Genomic DNA, 13,671 nt, shown 5'->3' on the forward strand with positions numbered 1-13,671 from the left:
CTTCCCTCAACACACATTGGTGAGAGCTCATGCGCATCACTGAACATCCTGTTCTGCAGTTTAGGCGGGGCAGAAAGGTCACTATCTACTTTGAAGGCCAGCCGATAGAGGCCTACGAGGGGGAAACGATAGCAATGGCCCTCCATGCCGCTGGAATTAGAGTCCTCAGCCACAGCGGCGAGAAGCATAGGCCCAGGGGTCTCTTCTGTGCGATAGGCAAGTGTTCCTCCTGCCTCGTTAAGGTGAACGGCATTCCTAACGTCCGCTCGTGCATAACCCTCGTCGAGGACGGCATGAGGATTGATATGCAGAGGGGGAAGGAAACCCTTCCAAGGACTGTGAAGCCGCCGGAGTGGGGGGATGCACCGCGCTATAAGGCGGATGTAGTTGTCATCGGTGGCGGGCCCGCCGGCCTGATGGCGGCAATCCATGCGGCCGACGCCGGTGCGAGGGTAATCCTCATTGACGAACAGCCAAAGCTGGGCGGCCAGCTCGTCAAGCAGACTCACAAGTTCTTCGGGAAGAGGGAGCAGTTCGCCGGCGTTAGGGGAGTGGAGATAGCCAGGATCCTCACGGAGGAGGTGAAAAAGAGGGAGAAAATACAGGTTTTTACAGAGACTTCTGCCGTTGGGATCTTCCAGGATGGCGACGAGAAGCTTGTGGTCGGTGTCAGGAAGAACCGCGAGCTCCTGGAGTTTGCTGGTAAGACCCTCGTCGTTGCAACCGGCGCGATGGAGAAGATGATTCCCTTCGAGAACAACGATCTGCCCGGAATTTACGGGGCTGGAGCAATCCAGACCCTCATGAACACCTACGGAGTCAAGCCAGGCGATAGGATTCTCATCGTCGGAGCGGGCAATGTGGGGCTGATTTTGGCATACCAGCTCATCCAGGCAGGCGTTGAGGTGAAGGCGATAGTCGAGGCCATGCCCAAGGTCGGCGGCTACTTCGTCCACGCGGCCAAGGTGAGGAGGCTTGGCATTCCAATTCTCACGAGACACACAATCCTGAGAGCCGAGGGGAAGGAGAGAGTCGAGAAGGCGGTAGTTGCCCAGCTAGACGAGAACTGGGGGCCAATTCCGGGGACGGAGAAGGTATTCGAGGTGGACACGATAGCCCTTGCCGTTGGCCTCAGGCCGAGCATAGAGCTCCTTCACCAGGCAGGATGTCAGATAAAGTACGTCCGCGAGCTGGGTGGCCACGTTGCGCTCAGGGACGAGAGGATGGAAACCACCGTCCAGGGGATCTTCGTGGCGGGGGATTCGGCAGGGATAGAGGAGGCAACGACCGCGATGCTCGAAGGTAAGATAGCCGGAATTGCCGCGGCGCTCAAGGCGGGGGTTGCTTCTCCGAAGTGGCTGAAGGAGATAGAGAAGGCCCAGCATGATCTGGAGGAGTTCCGCTCAGGGCCCTTCGGAAAACACGTCATTGAGGGGATAAAGAAGGCCCTTCTGCCCGCTGGGGGTGATTCCAATGCCTGAAATCCTAGAATACCTGAAGAGGGGCTATATAACGCCCGAAGAGCTCTTCGAGATAATCCCAAAGCCGAGCGAAGAACGGCTGAGGGCGAGGCCAGTGGCGATTCCAGAGTGCCCGCAGGAGATACCGTGCGCCCCGTGCAGGGAGGTCTGCCCTACGGGAGCGATAAGTATGCTGACTCCAAATGACATTCCAATCGTTGACTACGAGAAGTGCGTTGGCTGCTCCCTCTGCGTCCAGATATGCCCCGGTTTGGCATTCTTCATGGTTCACTACGTTGGGGACAAAGCGAGAATAACGATGCCCCACGAGCTTCTCCCGGTTCCAAAACGAGGTGATGAAGTGGTTCTCCTCAACCGTGTCGGCGAGCCCGTCGGGAAGGGGAAGGTCACTCTCATCATACCGCGCGAGAAGAGCATGGGAGACACGGCAGTGGTCACGGTGGAAGTTCCAATCGAGCTTGCCTGGGAAGTGAGGGCCATTCGCGTGCCGGGAGGGGATGACGATGACTGAAGACCCGAGGGAGAAGATAATCATCTGCCGCTGCAACGACGTCACGCTCAAGGAGATCGAAGACCTCATAGACGGGGGGATAATCGACATCGAGGAAATCAAGAGGCTTCTTCGAGTGGGCATGGGGCCGTGTCAGGGAAGGACCTGCCTTCCGCTCGTGATAGGAATTCTCGCGAGGAAGACCGGACAGAAACCGGATGAAATTCCGCTTCCCGCAACGCGCGTTCCCGTCAGGCCGGTGATGATGGGAGTTTTAGCGGGTGAGATGGGTGATGACGATGAAGAGTGAAGCTAAAACCGTCATCATCGGCGGCGGCATAATAGGTCTCAGCATAGCCTACAATCTCGCCAAGCTCGGCGAGAGCGAGATCGTGGTTCTTGAGAAAGGCTATCTCGGAAACGGTTCGACATTCCGCTGCGGAACTGGAATAAGGCAGCAGTTCGGCGACGAGGCGAACATAAGGATGATGAAGCGCTCAGTGGAGCTCTGGAAGGGCCTAAAAGAGGAGCTTGGCATGGACGTCGAGTTTACCCAGAGCGGCTACCTCTTCCTAATCTATGATGAGGAAGAGCTTGAGACGTTCAAGAACAACGTCCGGCTCCAGAACAGGTTTGGAGTGCCATCGAGGATAATAACGCCCGAGGAGGCCAAGGAAATCGTCCCTCCCCTCAACACCGATGGGGTGATAGCGGCCGCGTGGAACCACACAGACGGAAAGGCAAACCCGTTTAAGGCAGTTTTCGCCTATGCAAACGCGGCCAAGAGGCTGGGCGTTGAGATATACGAGTACACTGAGGCGAAGGACATCAAGGTCGAAGACGGGAAGATAAAGGCCGTCGTTACCAACAGGGGAGAGATAAGGACGGGCAGGGTAATCAACGCGGCCAACGCCTGGGCACCAATCATAAACAAAATGGCTGGAGTGCCTATCAACATCCCGATAGAGCCCTACAAGCACCAAGGAGTGAAGACCGAACCCATAAAGCCCGGCCAGATAGAGCCGATGGTCATCTCCTTTAAGCACGGCGGCGTTTATTTAACTCAGGAGGCGAACCAGGGTGGCGTCATCGGCGGCTACGGCCTCAAGTACGGGCCGACATACGACATAACGCCGACCTACGAGTTCCTCAGGGGAGTGAGCTACCGCTTCTCCCAGATAATCCCAGCGCTCAAGTACGTGAACGTCATAAGGATTTGGGCCGGCTACTACGCCGAGACTCCCGACCACAACGCGGCCATCGGGAGGATAAACGAGATAGACGAGTTCTATATCGCGGCGGGCTTCTCCGGCCACGGCTTCATGCTTGCCCCGGTTGTTGGAGAGGCACTGGCTGAGCTCATCGTGGACGGGAAGACCAACAAGCCTCTCGACTTCTACGATCCGTACCGCTTTGAAAGGGGCGAACTTAGGGGCAGGGCACTTCAGATGGGGTGATTTCACTCCTTTTCTCATCATTTCGACGGAAATTTTATAAAATTCCCGTTTCCTCTCAAGAGCGATGCCGAAGAGGGAAAAAGCAGTACTCCAGGGGAAGCGCGAGAGAACCCTCAAGTTCAAAAAGCTCAGGGTTAAGCGGAGAAACATTGTTATCCTAGCTGTTTCCATGTTCATTGCCAACGTTGCCTTCGGAATGGCCTTCCCCTACCTGAGCGTCTACATGCAGTACCTCGGTGCGACGATGTTCATGGTTGGCCTTTTGAGCGTGGCCTTCAACCTTACCTCTACTATCTTCCAGTACCCCTTCGGTTGGCTCTCCGATGCCACGAGAAACAGAAAAGGCTTCATTGCCCTCGGAACTGCGTCGATTGGACTTTTCTACGCTGTAATGGCGTTCGTCTCTTCCCCCGTTCAGGTGCTCTTCCTCAGGACGCTCCAGGGGATTTTTGGCTCTGCTATGACGCCGGCCCATTCTGCTCTCATCTCAGAGCTTTCAACGAGGGCTGGATCAATCTTCGGCCTGTTCAACTCCATAGAGAACGCCGGCTACATGGTGGGCAACTTCATAGGCTCCGCGATGGTTGAATACCTCGGTATAAAGAGCCTCTTTGTGATCTCCGGCCTCCTCCTCTTCCTCTCGGCCGGGATAGTTCTCCTTATCAGGGAGAGGCCCGCTGGAAGGAGGAGCCTCATGGGAATGATCCTTGTGCAGGAGGGCAGGGAGAGCTGGAGGGCAACTGTAAAAAGCTCGGCCTTCAAGAAGCTCATGAGAGGCTACCTCGGGCTGTTCTACTTTACCGTCTTCCTCGTGATGGTCGCCAGTGGGCAGTTCTACAGCGTCTCCTCGGTCTACTTCAAGGAGGCCTTCGGAGAGTGGAGTGTTGGCGTTCTCTTCGGAATAGAGAGCCTCGCCGCCGCGTTGACCGGCTACTTCCTCGGCAGGTTGATAGACAGGTACGGAGCGAAGAAGTTCTACCTAATGGCGGTATTCGGCTATGCACTTGTTTTTATTCTCTACGCGATCGTTAGAAACGTCTGGCTGGCCTTTGGGATTGCCTTCCTCTCGGGAATCAAGTGGATACTCACGATAAACTCGACTTCAGCCTATGTTGCCCAGAAGGTCAGTGTTTCCGAAAGGGCGCAGGGCATGGGGCTTCTAAATGCGATGATGAGCCTCGGCTGGGTAGTTGGGCCGCTTATAGGCGGCTATCTTTCTGGAATAAGCTTCCAGCTCAACTTCTTCAGCACTGTGGTGCCGCTCTCAATAGCTTTTATCCTGGCCCTAAGGCTTCCAGAATGAGATGTTATTAAAAAGAAAACGTCAGGCCCTCTCTATCTTCATCTTCTCCCCGCTCTCAAACTCAAGCTCAAGCTTCCCCTTCTGCATCTTCACCTTGACGCCGTCAACGACGGTATCTATCTTTCCGTCTTTGGCCTCGACGCCGAGCATTTCTGCTACCTCTTCCACGCTCTTGAGCGAGCCGCTCATGGTCGTCTCGAGGGTCCCCTCACCCTCGATGGTCACCTTAAGCTTCCCCTTTCCTTCCCTTATGAAACTCTCTTCCTTCATGTCTTTCACCTTCTCTAGAGTTGGGGGATGTATGCACGGCATAAGCTTAACCACCAATAAAACTACTTCTCTTCCCGCTTTATCTCCTTTTTGGTGTCCTTCACCATTCGAACCCATATCCCGTGCTGACCGACTTTTTTGAAGCCGTACTTCTCGTAGAATTTAATCGCCCCGTAGTTCTTCTCGCCGACCCACAGCTCTATCCTGCCCGTATCCTTCAGGTATTCGAGGCACTTGTCCATCAGCTTGTGGCCGATGCCGTGGCCCTGATAGGCTTTATCAACTGCGAACTCGTGGATCGCTCCAACTGTTTTTCCCTCGTACTTGCTGTACCAGTCCTTGTCGCAGACGATGAAGCCGACTATCTTATCCCCAATCTTGGCTACGAAAAAGCCATCCTTGGCCTTGCCCCAGCACCAGCGGAGGTAGCGCTTCGCGTAGCTCTCTCCCTCGCCACCGTACTCTCTCATACCCTCGTAGGCACTCATGTATATTTCAATGAGCCTCTCAAGAGTTTCCTGGTCGAGCTTCTGAAGCTTCTCTATCTTCACTTCTTCGTTCTTCTCTGTCATCGAAGTTGATTGAATCGTCGGGTTTAAAAAGCCTGTCCAGTACTCTCTATGTCAGAGAGAAGGTGGTTGAGATGGGAAAGGCCAAGCCGAGGTACTGTGAAATATGCGGCTCCCCCATCAGGGGACCGGGCCACAGGATAAGGATAGAGGGAGCTGAGGTTCTCGTATGTGACAGGTGCTACGAAAAGTACGGCGGTAAGAAGCCGGGAACCTTCAGCATAATGCCCACCGGAAGGCAGCCGAGGAGGACTGCAAGACCGGCATCCCGTCCAAAACCCCAGCCGAGACCATACCAGCCGAAGCCGCTCGTTACAGAGGAGATCGTCGAGGACTTTGCGGAGAGGGTTTACAGGGCAATCCAGCGCTCGGGCAAGAGCTACGAGGAGCTTTCACACGAGATCGGGCTTTCTGTGAACGATCTCAGGGCAATAGCCCACGGCTACCGCGAGCCAACGATAAAAGAGGCGAGAAAGCTTGAGAAGTACTTCAAGATAAAGCTCATCGAAAGTGCCGGCGAAGAGTCCTTCGAGGAGAAAAAGACAATTCCAAGGGACTACGAACCAACGCTCGGCGACATCGCCAACATAAGGATCAAGAAGAGGAAGAAGAAGTGAAAGTTTAAATTTTCTTTTTCAAAAAAACTTTATTGGTGGGAATCATGGGTGAGATAGTCATTGTGGTCCCGAAGGGCCTTGAGAAAATCATCCAGAGAAAAATATCCCTGCTGTTGAGGAAGGAAGAGAAAAAGGGTCTAAAAAAGGACATCCTTAAAAAGTACCTCGGTAAGTTCTCTGGTTCGGTAGACGAGGAGGAGTGGTATCTCCAATGATCGAAGTCTTCGTTGATTCTTCCGTTCTTATCGAAGGACTAAAAGGAAACCCAAAGGCTGTGGAGGTTCTAAATTATCTCGCTGATACGGGGGCAGTTGCAATAATAAACGACCCTGTTCCATTATATCCGCCTGAAATCTGGAGTATCGCCTCTTACACTCAAAAGCTCTGGAAAAATACCAGAGTTCATAAAGGAGGATGAACCGCTCGACTTCATAACCCAGTTCCACATTCTTCCAACGGATGAAGAGGCCTTACTTCAGGCCTACAACTTCATGAGGAAGTACAACATTCTTCCAAACGACGCCATAATCCTAGCGGCGTGCAAAGTTAACAACATCGAGCGGCTCGCTACTTTGGACGAAGATTTAATAAAAGAGGCTAAGAAAGAGGAGCTAGAACTCCTATAAGTCCAAATCTTCATCTTCCCGCTTTTTCCTCTTCCTCTCGATCTCCTCGGCCTTCGTTCTCTTCGGAGGATGGAAGCCCCTCAGCTTCTCGAAAGTTCCCCAGAGCCTCATCAGCTCTTCCCACGCCTCGCTGTCCGGCGGGACTACGAGAACGTGGGCTGGAGGATGAATGTCCATCAGCCTGCCTATGGCCTTCCTCGGCGGAAGGTCTATCTGGGCAACTACATGGGCTTTAAACTTTCTCCTCGGCTTCTCGCCGCTAACCTTCTCAAAGACCCACTCAGAGAGGGCCGGCGGTATTATCCTCGGGTCTCCCCTTATCTTCATCCCGCCGTAGCGGACGAGATCAGCTAGAGCCACGCTCGCCTTCTGGAAGTTGTCGGCCCTCACGAGCACTATCGTGTTTCTCATGTTCTCACCGGCGTAAGTTGCTGGCACATCTTTATAAAGGATTAGGATGAAACTAACTGGAGGTGAATACTGTGGACCCGTTAAGTGGATTTTTTGGGTCTCTGCTATGGTGGCTCTTCTTCCTCTACCTGCTGATGTGGCCCCAGCTTCAATTCAGGGCACTCCAGGCTGCCAGAGCAAGGCTCATGGCCCAGCTTTCGAGGAAGAGGAACTCCACGGTAATAGCAATGATCCACAGGCAGGAGAGCATAGGGCTCTTTGGAATACCCGTTTACAGGTTCATCAGCATAGAGGACAGCGAGGAAGTGCTCAGGGCAATTAGGAGTGCACCAAAGGACAAGCCGATAGACCTCATAATCCACACCCCCGGGGGCCTTGTCCTGGCGGCAACCCAGATAGCGAGAGCGCTTAAGGAGCACCCGGCTGAGACGCGCGTTATAGTCCCACACTACGCCATGAGCGGCGGCACACTCATAGCACTCGCCGCTGACAAGATAATCATGGATCCAAATGCTGTCCTCGGGCCCGTTGACCCACAGCTTGGGCAGTACCCCGCTCCAAGCATACTGAGGGCTGTTGAGAAAAAGGGTCCGGAGAAGGTTGACGACCAGACCCTAATCCTGGCCGACGTTGCCGAGAAGGCCATAAAGCAGGTTCAGGACTTCGTGTTTAACCTCCTTAAGGACAAGTACGGAGAGGAGAAGGCAAGGGAGTTGGCCCAGATACTCACGGAGGGCAGATGGACGCACGACTACCCGATAACCGTTGACCACGCCAGGGAGCTGGGCCTCAACGTTGAGACCGATGTCCCTGAGGAAGTCTACGCCCTTATGGAGCTTTACAAACAGCCGGTTAAGCAGAGGGGAACTGTCGAGTTCATGCCATACCCGGTGAAGCAGGAAAAGAAGTGAGTTTTCGCACTTTGCCTGCAACTTCTTTAACCTAAACCTTTAAAAAGCACCGGCCCTCATTTATAAAGGGTTTTTAAACCCACCATTCGGAGGTGTAAACCTTGGTGGATATGAGCAATGTAAAGCTCAGGATTGAGAATATAGTCGCTTCTGTCGATCTCTTTACAGACCTCAACCTTGAGAAGGTCATAGAGATCTGCCCGAGCTCCAAGTACAATCCAGAGGAGTTCCCGGGCATAATCTGCCGCTTTGACGACCCGAAAGTTGCTCTTCTGATATTCAGCTCTGGAAAGCTCGTTGTAACGGGTGCAAAGAGCGTTGATGACATCAAGAGAGCCGTGTATAAGCTAATCGAGATGCTGAAGAAAATAGGTGCCAAATTCACCAGGGAGCCCCAGATAGACATCCAGAACATGGTCTTCAGCGGTGACATTGGTATGGAGTTCAACCTCGATGCCGTTGCTCTGATCCTTCCGAACTGTGAATACGAGCCCGAGCAGTTCCCGGGCGTTATATACCGCGTCAAGGAACCTAGGGCCGTAATACTGCTCTTCTCCTCCGGAAAGATCGTCTGTTCGGGCGCCAAGAGCGAGCAGGACGCCTGGGAAGCCGTCAAGAAGCTCCTCCGCGAGCTGGAGAAGTACGGCCTCATCGAGGAAGAAGAGGAATGGTGATCCCTTCCACTCATCTTTTTGTGACCCCAATATTGTTTTAAGGACATGTTCTCTATGTGTTAAAGGTGGTATCCGATGCATACCCAGGTTCTAGAGTGGCTTAAAGCGGGCAACGATGATGCCGAGGACATAGTTGATCTCCCCTGGAACGTCAGGCAGGTGGGAGAGAACCACTACGTTGCCGAGCATCCGAAGATACCGTTTCTCCTGAACGTCCTGTTCATGGACGGATTTGTCCGGCTGGCCGTTCCGAGCGGGATTGAGACCATAGCGATGAGACTCGAGGAAAAGGTCAAGGTGTATCATACGCTCCTCATCCTGAACGAGCGCATGAACCTCCTCAAGTTCACCCTCAGCGGGATGAACGATGAGGTAACCCTCAGGGTTGATCTGGACGAGAAAAGCCTCGGAAAGGAGGAGTTCAACGATGCCTTGACAGCTCTCCTCGTGGGTATGAACGTCCTCATGGACTCCCTTGGCCTGACCCAGGAGTTCCAGGAGATGGTATTCGAGAGACTCGCCCTTATGGTGTTTGAGAGAATGCAGAACGGTGCCAGCGAGAGGGAGATACTTGAGTTCCTCACGAAGAAGGTTGGCATGAGCAAGGAAGATGCCGAAGCACTTCTGGCGGAACTTAAAAAGGCTGTCAAAGAGGACGAGAGGGGGTACATTTGAAGTTCGGGATTCTCTATACTCCGATTTCCCTTGAACACCGGCCCGATGGATACCACCCAGAGAATCCGGGTAGGCTGAAAAGAGCTGTTGAGGGACTTAAAAAAGCCGGTCTGTGGAAAAATGTTATCGAACCTGAAGCAGTTCAGGAAAAGGAGCTCCTCAGGGTTCATGATGGGGAGTACGTGGAGCTGGTAAAAGAACTGGGAAGGTCTTTTGACTATCTTGATCCCGACACCTACGTTTCTCCCGGCACGTTTAATGCCGCGCGCCACGCCTTTGGTGCTGTTAAGAAAGCGGTTGAGCTTGTCCTCGATGAGAAAGGGCTTTACCTTGCCCTGGTCAGACCGCCGGGCCATCACGCCGGCAGGAAGGGAAGGGCCTTCAACGCGCCGACTCTCGGCTTCTGCATCTTCAACAACGCGGCCTATGCTGCAAAGCTCCTCGAAGGACTCACCGGAAAGGCCCTGGTTATTGACTTCGACGCCCACCATGGCAACGGAACACAGGAGATACTCTGGAACGATTCCGATGTTGTTCATATAGATCTCCACGAGAGGGACATCTATCCCGGTAGTGGCTACGAATATGAGATTGGAGGAAAGGGTGCAGAGGGAACCAAGGTCAACATCCCGATGCCCCATTATTCGGGTGACGATGACTACATCTATGCCTGGAATGAGGTTGTTCTGCCGATAGTTGCCCAGTTCAAGCCCGATGTTATAATCGTCTCAGCTGGCTTTGACGGCTTCCACGGAGACGGCCTTACAACGCTCCGGCTGAGTGAGGTCTTCTACGCCTACGCCGGGACAACACTGGCAAGATATCCCCTGACAGTAGTACTAGAAGGGGGATACAGCGTGGGGCTTGAGAAGGGACTGCCGGCTTTTATGGCGGGATACCTCAGTAAAGAGCGCCTTGAAGTTCCAGTGCATCCGTCCTTTGAGACTTTAAACACAGTAGAAAGGATTAAAGAAATACTGGGTGAGTGGTGGGAGTTCTAACAAAAGAGAAAAATAGTGGAACTTCAAAGCCCCAGCATCTCCTTTGCCGCCTTGACCCCAAGCTCAAAGGCCTTCATATTGACATCTACCGTCTTCGGCGGAACGCTGATCCTGATGACCTCCTTTATCAGCTCCTCCGAGAGCGGGAAGCCGGGTGTCTGGCTGAGGGCGCCGATTAGGACGACGTTTGTGGTTACGATGTTGCCAGCCTCCATGGCCAACTTCTCAGCATCGAAGGCCATGAACTTGCCGCCGAAGTCTTCTTCAACTATCTTCTTCATCTCCTCAAGCGTTGGGTAGGTTGCTAGCCCCATCGAGACCTGGACAGGTGGAATAGGCCTCGCGTTGGTGAAGACAAGGCCACCTTTCTTGAGGTAGTTGATGTAGCGGAGAGCTTCGACAGGCTCGAAGGAGAGTATGACGTCGGCTTTCCCCTCGGGAACCATAGCACCGTAAACGTTCTCTCCAAACCTGACATAGGCTATGACGCTTCCAAAGCGCTGGCTCATTCCGTGAACCTCGCCGACACGAACCTTGTAGCCTGCCCTCAGGGCAGCCCAGCCGAGAAGGTTGGCAGCGGTGAGAATTCCCTGCCCGCCAACTCCGGTGATAACGATGTTATACTCCTTCATCTCACTCACCCTCCTTCATGGGCTCGAACGCATCGAACGGACATACCTGGGCACATCCGCCGCAGCCCCAGCACATCGTCGGGTCAATCTTTGCCTTCTTCTTCTCGGCGTCCCAGTAGATCGCCGGACAGCCGTAGGCGTTGATACAGATCTTACAGCCGGTGCACTTGTCCTCGATGACGTGGTAGATGGGCCACTTCTCGCCCCTCCTGCGCATCTGGCCGATCCTGTAAAGGGCGCACGGCTGTCTTGAGACGACTACGCTCACTCCATCCACCTTGAGGGCCTTCTTTATGGTCTCATAGGTGGCCTTTATGTCGTACGGGTCAACTACTTCAACGAAGTCAGCACCCATAGCCCTTGCAACTTCTTCGATGAGTATCCTCTTTCCTGGCCCGTGGGGCGTCTGCCCCGTTCCGGGGTTCGGCTGGTCGCCGGTCATGGCCGTAACTTCGTTGTCGAGGACGACTATGAGAACGTTGGAGCGGTTATAGATGGCGTTGGCAAGGGCTGGCAGGCCTGTGTGGTAGAACGTTGAATCACCGATGGTAGCGACGATAATCTGCTTCTCCTTGCCCCCCTTGTGTTTTTCCTCGGCGAGTGAGCCATTCATCGCTATGCTGAGGCCATGGCCGATACCGATGGAGGCACCCATGGCAACCGTTGTATCAACAGTTCTGAGCGGCGGGAGGACACCGAGGGTGTAACAGCCTATGTCGCTCGGGTATATCGCCTTGGGGCCAGCTGCCTTCCTTATGGCGAAGAATGTGTTCCTGTGCGGGCACGCTGGACAGAGGCTCGGCGGCCTCGGCGGAACTATCTGGGAGACCTTCTCGTACTTCTCGTCGATCTCGGCGAAGTTTATTGGCGTTTCAAGGCCGAGGAACTTTGCTATGGCCTCGACTGCCCTCCTCGTGGTCATCTCGTAAACTCTCGGCACGAGGTCCTTTCCGTGGATCGGGATTCTCAGGCCCTTGTCGTAGGCCCAGGTCTTAACCTGCTCCTCAACCACCGGCTCAAGCTCCTCAACGATTAGAACCTTCTCGAGGCCGTCGAAGAACTTCTCAAGCAGGCCGTACGGAACCGGGAACGGCGTTCCGAGCTTGAGCACCTTGACGTTATCAACTCCGAGCCAGGCAAGGGCCTCCTTGACGTAGGCATAGCTTAGACCGGGGGCTATGATCCCGACCTTTGCGTCCTCTTTGCCCTCGATCCAGTTGAACGGACAGTTGTTGAGTTCCTCGCGTATCTTCTCGATCTTCTCAAGTATCTGTGGGTGGAACTTCCTAGCGTGAGCGGGAATGTCAACGAACCTCGTCGGATCCTTCTTGAACTTTCCGAATTTCCTCTTACCGGTCTTTATCTCCTCAGGAAGTTCGCCGAGGACGACGTCGCCTCTCGCGTGGGAACTCCTAGTTGTAGTTCTCAGGATGACGAAGTGCTTGAACTTCTCGCTCAGCTCGAAGGCGTACTTCGTCATCTCCTTTGCCTCGTGGGGTGAGCTCGGCTCGAGAACCGGGACATTGGCGAATTTGGCGTAAACTCTTGTGTCCTGCTCATTCTGTGAAGACCACATGCTCGGGTCGTCGGCAACCATTATGACGAAGCCGCCTTCAACCCCCATACCGACCGAGCTGAGGAAGCTATCGGCCGCGACGTTAAGACCAACGTGCTTCATTGCAGTCATTGCCCTCAGGCCGCTCCATGCTGCGGCTAAAGCCGTCTCGAAGGCGACCTTCTCGTTGGTCGAGTACTCCATGTAGACTCCTGCCTTTTTTGCGACGGCTGCCATCGTGTCGGTGAGCTCTGAACTCGGCGTTCCTGGATAGGCGGCGTAAACGGCTATGTTCGCCTCGAGCGCTCCCCTCGCTATCGCGTGGTTGCCTAGGAGAAGCACCTTTTCCCCGGGCTTGTCCCACAACACTATGTCGGTAACTTTCGCCATCTAAACTGCACCTCCAGATACCTCTTTCAGGAAATCCTCAAGTTCAGCTTCGTCCAAAATGTAAAACGCCTTAACGCCCATTTTTCGGGCCCTGCTAACCATATCTCTGTCTGAGGAGATTAAAATTGCGTCAAATTTCTTGGCAGTAGAGATGAAGTATGCATCAGCAGCCCGAGGGTGGATTTTTCTTGCGACATCTTTTGCGTCTTCGAATATCCAATCCTCTGAAACCTGGAGAACTCTGCTCGATAGGTACTCTTCAATGAGAGCGACTGCCTCATCCTTCCCAGTAAGCCGCTTGACAAGGCTTATAGTCTCAACTACCCCAAGTCGTGGCATAGCTAATGGAATTCCAGCGCTCTCGGCACTGGATATCGCTTGTCTCGCCAGTTCATTTCTGTGCTCTTTTCCCTTCACGGGTATTACGGCGTCCACCAGAGCGGAAGTATCAACCACGAGCATCCCGCATCTCCTTCAGGAGTTTGTGAGGGTCTTTTTCGACTTCTCCAATTAGTTCCTTCATCCTTTCGTAGAGGTCGTTGATCGTGGGTGGAGCCACCTTGGGAAGCTTTGTCCCCTTGCCCTCGGGCTTTGCGTGGGTTTCCATAA

20 protein-coding genes are annotated in these 13,671 nt (G+C 53.8%); 13 read left to right on the forward strand and 7 right to left on the reverse strand.

The window, feature by feature from the left end; genetic code table 11:
• Positions 1-29 precede the first annotated feature (29 nt).
• From A0127_RS03285 to A0127_RS03305, 5 genes are all read left to right on the forward strand, one after another.
• Positions 30-1,481 carry an FAD-dependent oxidoreductase gene (locus A0127_RS03285; RefSeq protein WP_062387919.1) on the forward strand — a complete coding sequence of 484 codons (1,452 nt, stop codon included), beginning with the start codon at positions 30-32 and terminating at the stop codon, positions 1,479-1,481.
• Entirely contained in the window at positions 1,474-1,992 is a 519-nt protein-coding gene (locus A0127_RS03290) for a 4Fe-4S dicluster domain-containing protein (RefSeq protein ID WP_062387922.1), read from the forward strand. Before A0127_RS03285 ends, A0127_RS03290 begins: the two co-directional genes overlap by 8 nt.
• Positions 1,985-2,281, forward strand: coding sequence for a (2Fe-2S)-binding protein (locus A0127_RS03295; protein ID WP_062387924.1), 297 nt, complete (start codon positions 1,985-1,987; stop codon positions 2,279-2,281). Before A0127_RS03290 ends, A0127_RS03295 begins: the two co-directional genes overlap by 8 nt.
• Positions 2,271-3,428, forward strand: coding sequence for an NAD(P)/FAD-dependent oxidoreductase (locus A0127_RS03300; protein ID WP_156471207.1), 1,158 nt, complete (start codon positions 2,271-2,273; stop codon positions 3,426-3,428). Before A0127_RS03295 ends, A0127_RS03300 begins: the two co-directional genes overlap by 11 nt.
• A gap of 64 nt (positions 3,429-3,492) precedes the next feature.
• A complete protein-coding gene (locus tag A0127_RS03305; RefSeq protein WP_062387929.1) occupies positions 3,493-4,731 on the forward strand; it encodes an MFS transporter in 1,239 nt (412 codons plus the stop codon).
• 21 nt (positions 4,732-4,752) lie between these two features.
• Here A0127_RS03305 and A0127_RS03310 read toward each other — a convergent pair whose 3' ends face one another.
• Positions 4,753-5,043, reverse strand: coding sequence for a hypothetical protein (locus tag A0127_RS03310; RefSeq protein ID WP_062387931.1), 291 nt, complete (start codon positions 5,041-5,043; stop codon positions 4,753-4,755).
• A gap of 20 nt (positions 5,044-5,063) precedes the next feature.
• Positions 5,064-5,573, reverse strand: a complete 510-nt coding sequence (locus A0127_RS03315; protein WP_062387934.1) for a GNAT family N-acetyltransferase — start codon at positions 5,571-5,573, stop codon at positions 5,064-5,066.
• A 71-nt stretch (positions 5,574-5,644) separates the two neighbouring features.
• Here A0127_RS03315 and A0127_RS03320 point away from each other — a divergent pair, with 71 nt between their 5' ends.
• The 4 genes from A0127_RS03320 to A0127_RS10695 are packed head-to-tail and all read left to right on the forward strand — an operon-like array spanning position 5,645 to position 6,813.
• Positions 5,645-6,187, forward strand: a complete 543-nt coding sequence (locus A0127_RS03320; protein ID WP_062387937.1) for a multiprotein bridging factor aMBF1 — start codon at positions 5,645-5,647, stop codon at positions 6,185-6,187.
• A 35-nt stretch (positions 6,188-6,222) separates the two neighbouring features.
• Positions 6,223-6,402 carry a hypothetical protein gene (locus A0127_RS10470; protein ID WP_156471146.1) on the forward strand — a complete coding sequence of 60 codons (180 nt, stop codon included), beginning with the start codon at positions 6,223-6,225 and terminating at the stop codon, positions 6,400-6,402.
• Entirely contained in the window at positions 6,399-6,605 is a 207-nt protein-coding gene (locus A0127_RS10690) for a PIN domain-containing protein (protein ID WP_231855799.1), read from the forward strand. The genes A0127_RS10470 and A0127_RS10690 overlap by 4 nt, the downstream gene beginning before the upstream one ends.
• A gap of 28 nt (positions 6,606-6,633) precedes the next feature.
• Entirely contained in the window at positions 6,634-6,813 is a 180-nt protein-coding gene (locus A0127_RS10695; protein ID WP_231855816.1) for a PIN domain-containing protein, read from the forward strand.
• Here A0127_RS10695 and A0127_RS03330 read toward each other — a convergent pair.
• Positions 6,808-7,224 carry a DUF356 domain-containing protein gene (locus A0127_RS03330; protein ID WP_062387939.1) on the reverse strand — a complete coding sequence of 139 codons (417 nt, stop codon included), beginning with the start codon at positions 7,222-7,224 and terminating at the stop codon, positions 6,808-6,810. The genes A0127_RS10695 and A0127_RS03330 overlap by 6 nt on opposite strands.
• Positions 7,225-7,295: 71 nt before the next feature.
• On the opposite strand from A0127_RS03330, the gene A0127_RS03335 reads away from it, so the two are divergent.
• The 4 genes from A0127_RS03335 (at position 7,296) to A0127_RS03350 (ending at position 10,485) form a co-directional block, all read left to right on the forward strand.
• The gene (locus A0127_RS03335) at positions 7,296-8,135 is read left to right on the forward strand and encodes an SDH family Clp fold serine proteinase (RefSeq protein ID WP_062387941.1); all 840 of its coding nucleotides are present in this window, start codon (positions 7,296-7,298) and stop codon (positions 8,133-8,135) included.
• A 101-nt stretch (positions 8,136-8,236) separates the two neighbouring features.
• The gene (locus A0127_RS03340; protein WP_011249087.1) at positions 8,237-8,809 is read left to right on the forward strand and encodes a TATA-box-binding protein; all 573 of its coding nucleotides are present in this window, start codon (positions 8,237-8,239) and stop codon (positions 8,807-8,809) included.
• Positions 8,810-8,884: 75 nt separating this feature from the next.
• Positions 8,885-9,484 carry a hypothetical protein gene (locus A0127_RS03345; protein WP_062387944.1) on the forward strand — a complete coding sequence of 200 codons (600 nt, stop codon included), beginning with the start codon at positions 8,885-8,887 and terminating at the stop codon, positions 9,482-9,484.
• Entirely contained in the window at positions 9,481-10,485 is a 1,005-nt protein-coding gene (locus tag A0127_RS03350) for a histone deacetylase family protein (RefSeq protein ID WP_062387948.1), read from the forward strand. The genes A0127_RS03345 and A0127_RS03350 overlap by 4 nt, the downstream gene beginning before the upstream one ends.
• 23 nt (positions 10,486-10,508) lie before the next feature.
• On the opposite strand, the gene A0127_RS03355 is transcribed toward A0127_RS03350, so the two are convergent.
• The 4 genes from A0127_RS03355 to A0127_RS10590 are packed head-to-tail and all read right to left on the reverse strand — an operon-like array spanning position 10,509 to position 13,669.
• Positions 10,509-11,117, reverse strand: coding sequence for an indolepyruvate oxidoreductase subunit beta (locus tag A0127_RS03355; protein WP_062387952.1), 609 nt, complete (start codon positions 11,115-11,117; stop codon positions 10,509-10,511).
• Position 11,118: 1 nt separating this feature from the next.
• A complete protein-coding gene (gene iorA, locus A0127_RS03360; RefSeq protein WP_062387955.1) occupies positions 11,119-13,062 on the reverse strand; it encodes an indolepyruvate ferredoxin oxidoreductase subunit alpha in 1,944 nt (647 codons plus the stop codon).
• Complete coding sequence (locus tag A0127_RS03365) at positions 13,063-13,524, reverse strand: type II toxin-antitoxin system VapC family toxin (RefSeq protein WP_062387958.1); 462 nt, start codon at positions 13,522-13,524, stop codon at positions 13,063-13,065.
• A complete protein-coding gene (locus tag A0127_RS10590) occupies positions 13,511-13,669 on the reverse strand; it encodes a hypothetical protein (protein ID WP_197463597.1) in 159 nt (52 codons plus the stop codon). Before A0127_RS10590 ends, A0127_RS03365 begins: the two co-directional genes overlap by 14 nt.
• Between the last annotated feature and the right edge of the window lie 2 nt (positions 13,670-13,671).

It is taken from the genome of Thermococcus peptonophilus, assembly GCF_001592435.1.
In the GTDB taxonomy this organism is placed as follows: domain Archaea; phylum Methanobacteriota_B; class Thermococci; order Thermococcales; family Thermococcaceae; genus Thermococcus; species Thermococcus peptonophilus.

What these genes read in the sequence shown, in the direction of transcription:
- A0127_RS03285 (WP_062387919.1), top strand. Translation starts at nt 30, where the DNA reads ATGCGCATCACTGAACATCCTGTTCTGCAGTTTAGGCGGGGCAGAAAG.
- A0127_RS03365 (WP_062387958.1), bottom strand. Translation starts at nt 13,524, where the DNA reads ATGCTCGTGGTTGATACTTCCGCTCTGGTGGACGCCGTAATACCCGTG.
- A0127_RS03305 (WP_062387929.1), top strand. Translation starts at nt 3,493, where the DNA reads ATGCCGAAGAGGGAAAAAGCAGTACTCCAGGGGAAGCGCGAGAGAACC.
- A0127_RS10690 (WP_231855799.1), top strand. Translation starts at nt 6,399, where the DNA reads ATGATCGAAGTCTTCGTTGATTCTTCCGTTCTTATCGAAGGACTAAAA.
- A0127_RS03330 (WP_062387939.1), bottom strand. Translation starts at nt 7,224, where the DNA reads ATGAGAAACACGATAGTGCTCGTGAGGGCCGACAACTTCCAGAAGGCG.
- A0127_RS03300 (WP_156471207.1), top strand. Translation starts at nt 2,271, where the DNA reads ATGAAGAGTGAAGCTAAAACCGTCATCATCGGCGGCGGCATAATAGGT.
- A0127_RS10590 (WP_197463597.1), bottom strand. Translation starts at nt 13,669, where the DNA reads ATGGAAACCCACGCAAAGCCCGAGGGCAAGGGGACAAAGCTTCCCAAG.
- A0127_RS03310 (WP_062387931.1), bottom strand. Translation starts at nt 5,043, where the DNA reads ATGCCGTGCATACATCCCCCAACTCTAGAGAAGGTGAAAGACATGAAG.
- A0127_RS03290 (WP_062387922.1), top strand. Translation starts at nt 1,474, where the DNA reads ATGCCTGAAATCCTAGAATACCTGAAGAGGGGCTATATAACGCCCGAA.
- A0127_RS03315 (WP_062387934.1), bottom strand. Translation starts at nt 5,573, where the DNA reads ATGACAGAGAAGAACGAAGAAGTGAAGATAGAGAAGCTTCAGAAGCTC.
- A0127_RS03320 (WP_062387937.1), top strand. Translation starts at nt 5,645, where the DNA reads ATGGGAAAGGCCAAGCCGAGGTACTGTGAAATATGCGGCTCCCCCATC.
- A0127_RS03355 (WP_062387952.1), bottom strand. Translation starts at nt 11,117, where the DNA reads ATGAAGGAGTATAACATCGTTATCACCGGAGTTGGCGGGCAGGGAATT.
- A0127_RS03345 (WP_062387944.1), top strand. Translation starts at nt 8,885, where the DNA reads ATGCATACCCAGGTTCTAGAGTGGCTTAAAGCGGGCAACGATGATGCC.
- A0127_RS03295 (WP_062387924.1), top strand. Translation starts at nt 1,985, where the DNA reads ATGACTGAAGACCCGAGGGAGAAGATAATCATCTGCCGCTGCAACGAC.
- iorA (WP_062387955.1), bottom strand. Translation starts at nt 13,062, where the DNA reads ATGGCGAAAGTTACCGACATAGTGTTGTGGGACAAGCCCGGGGAAAAG.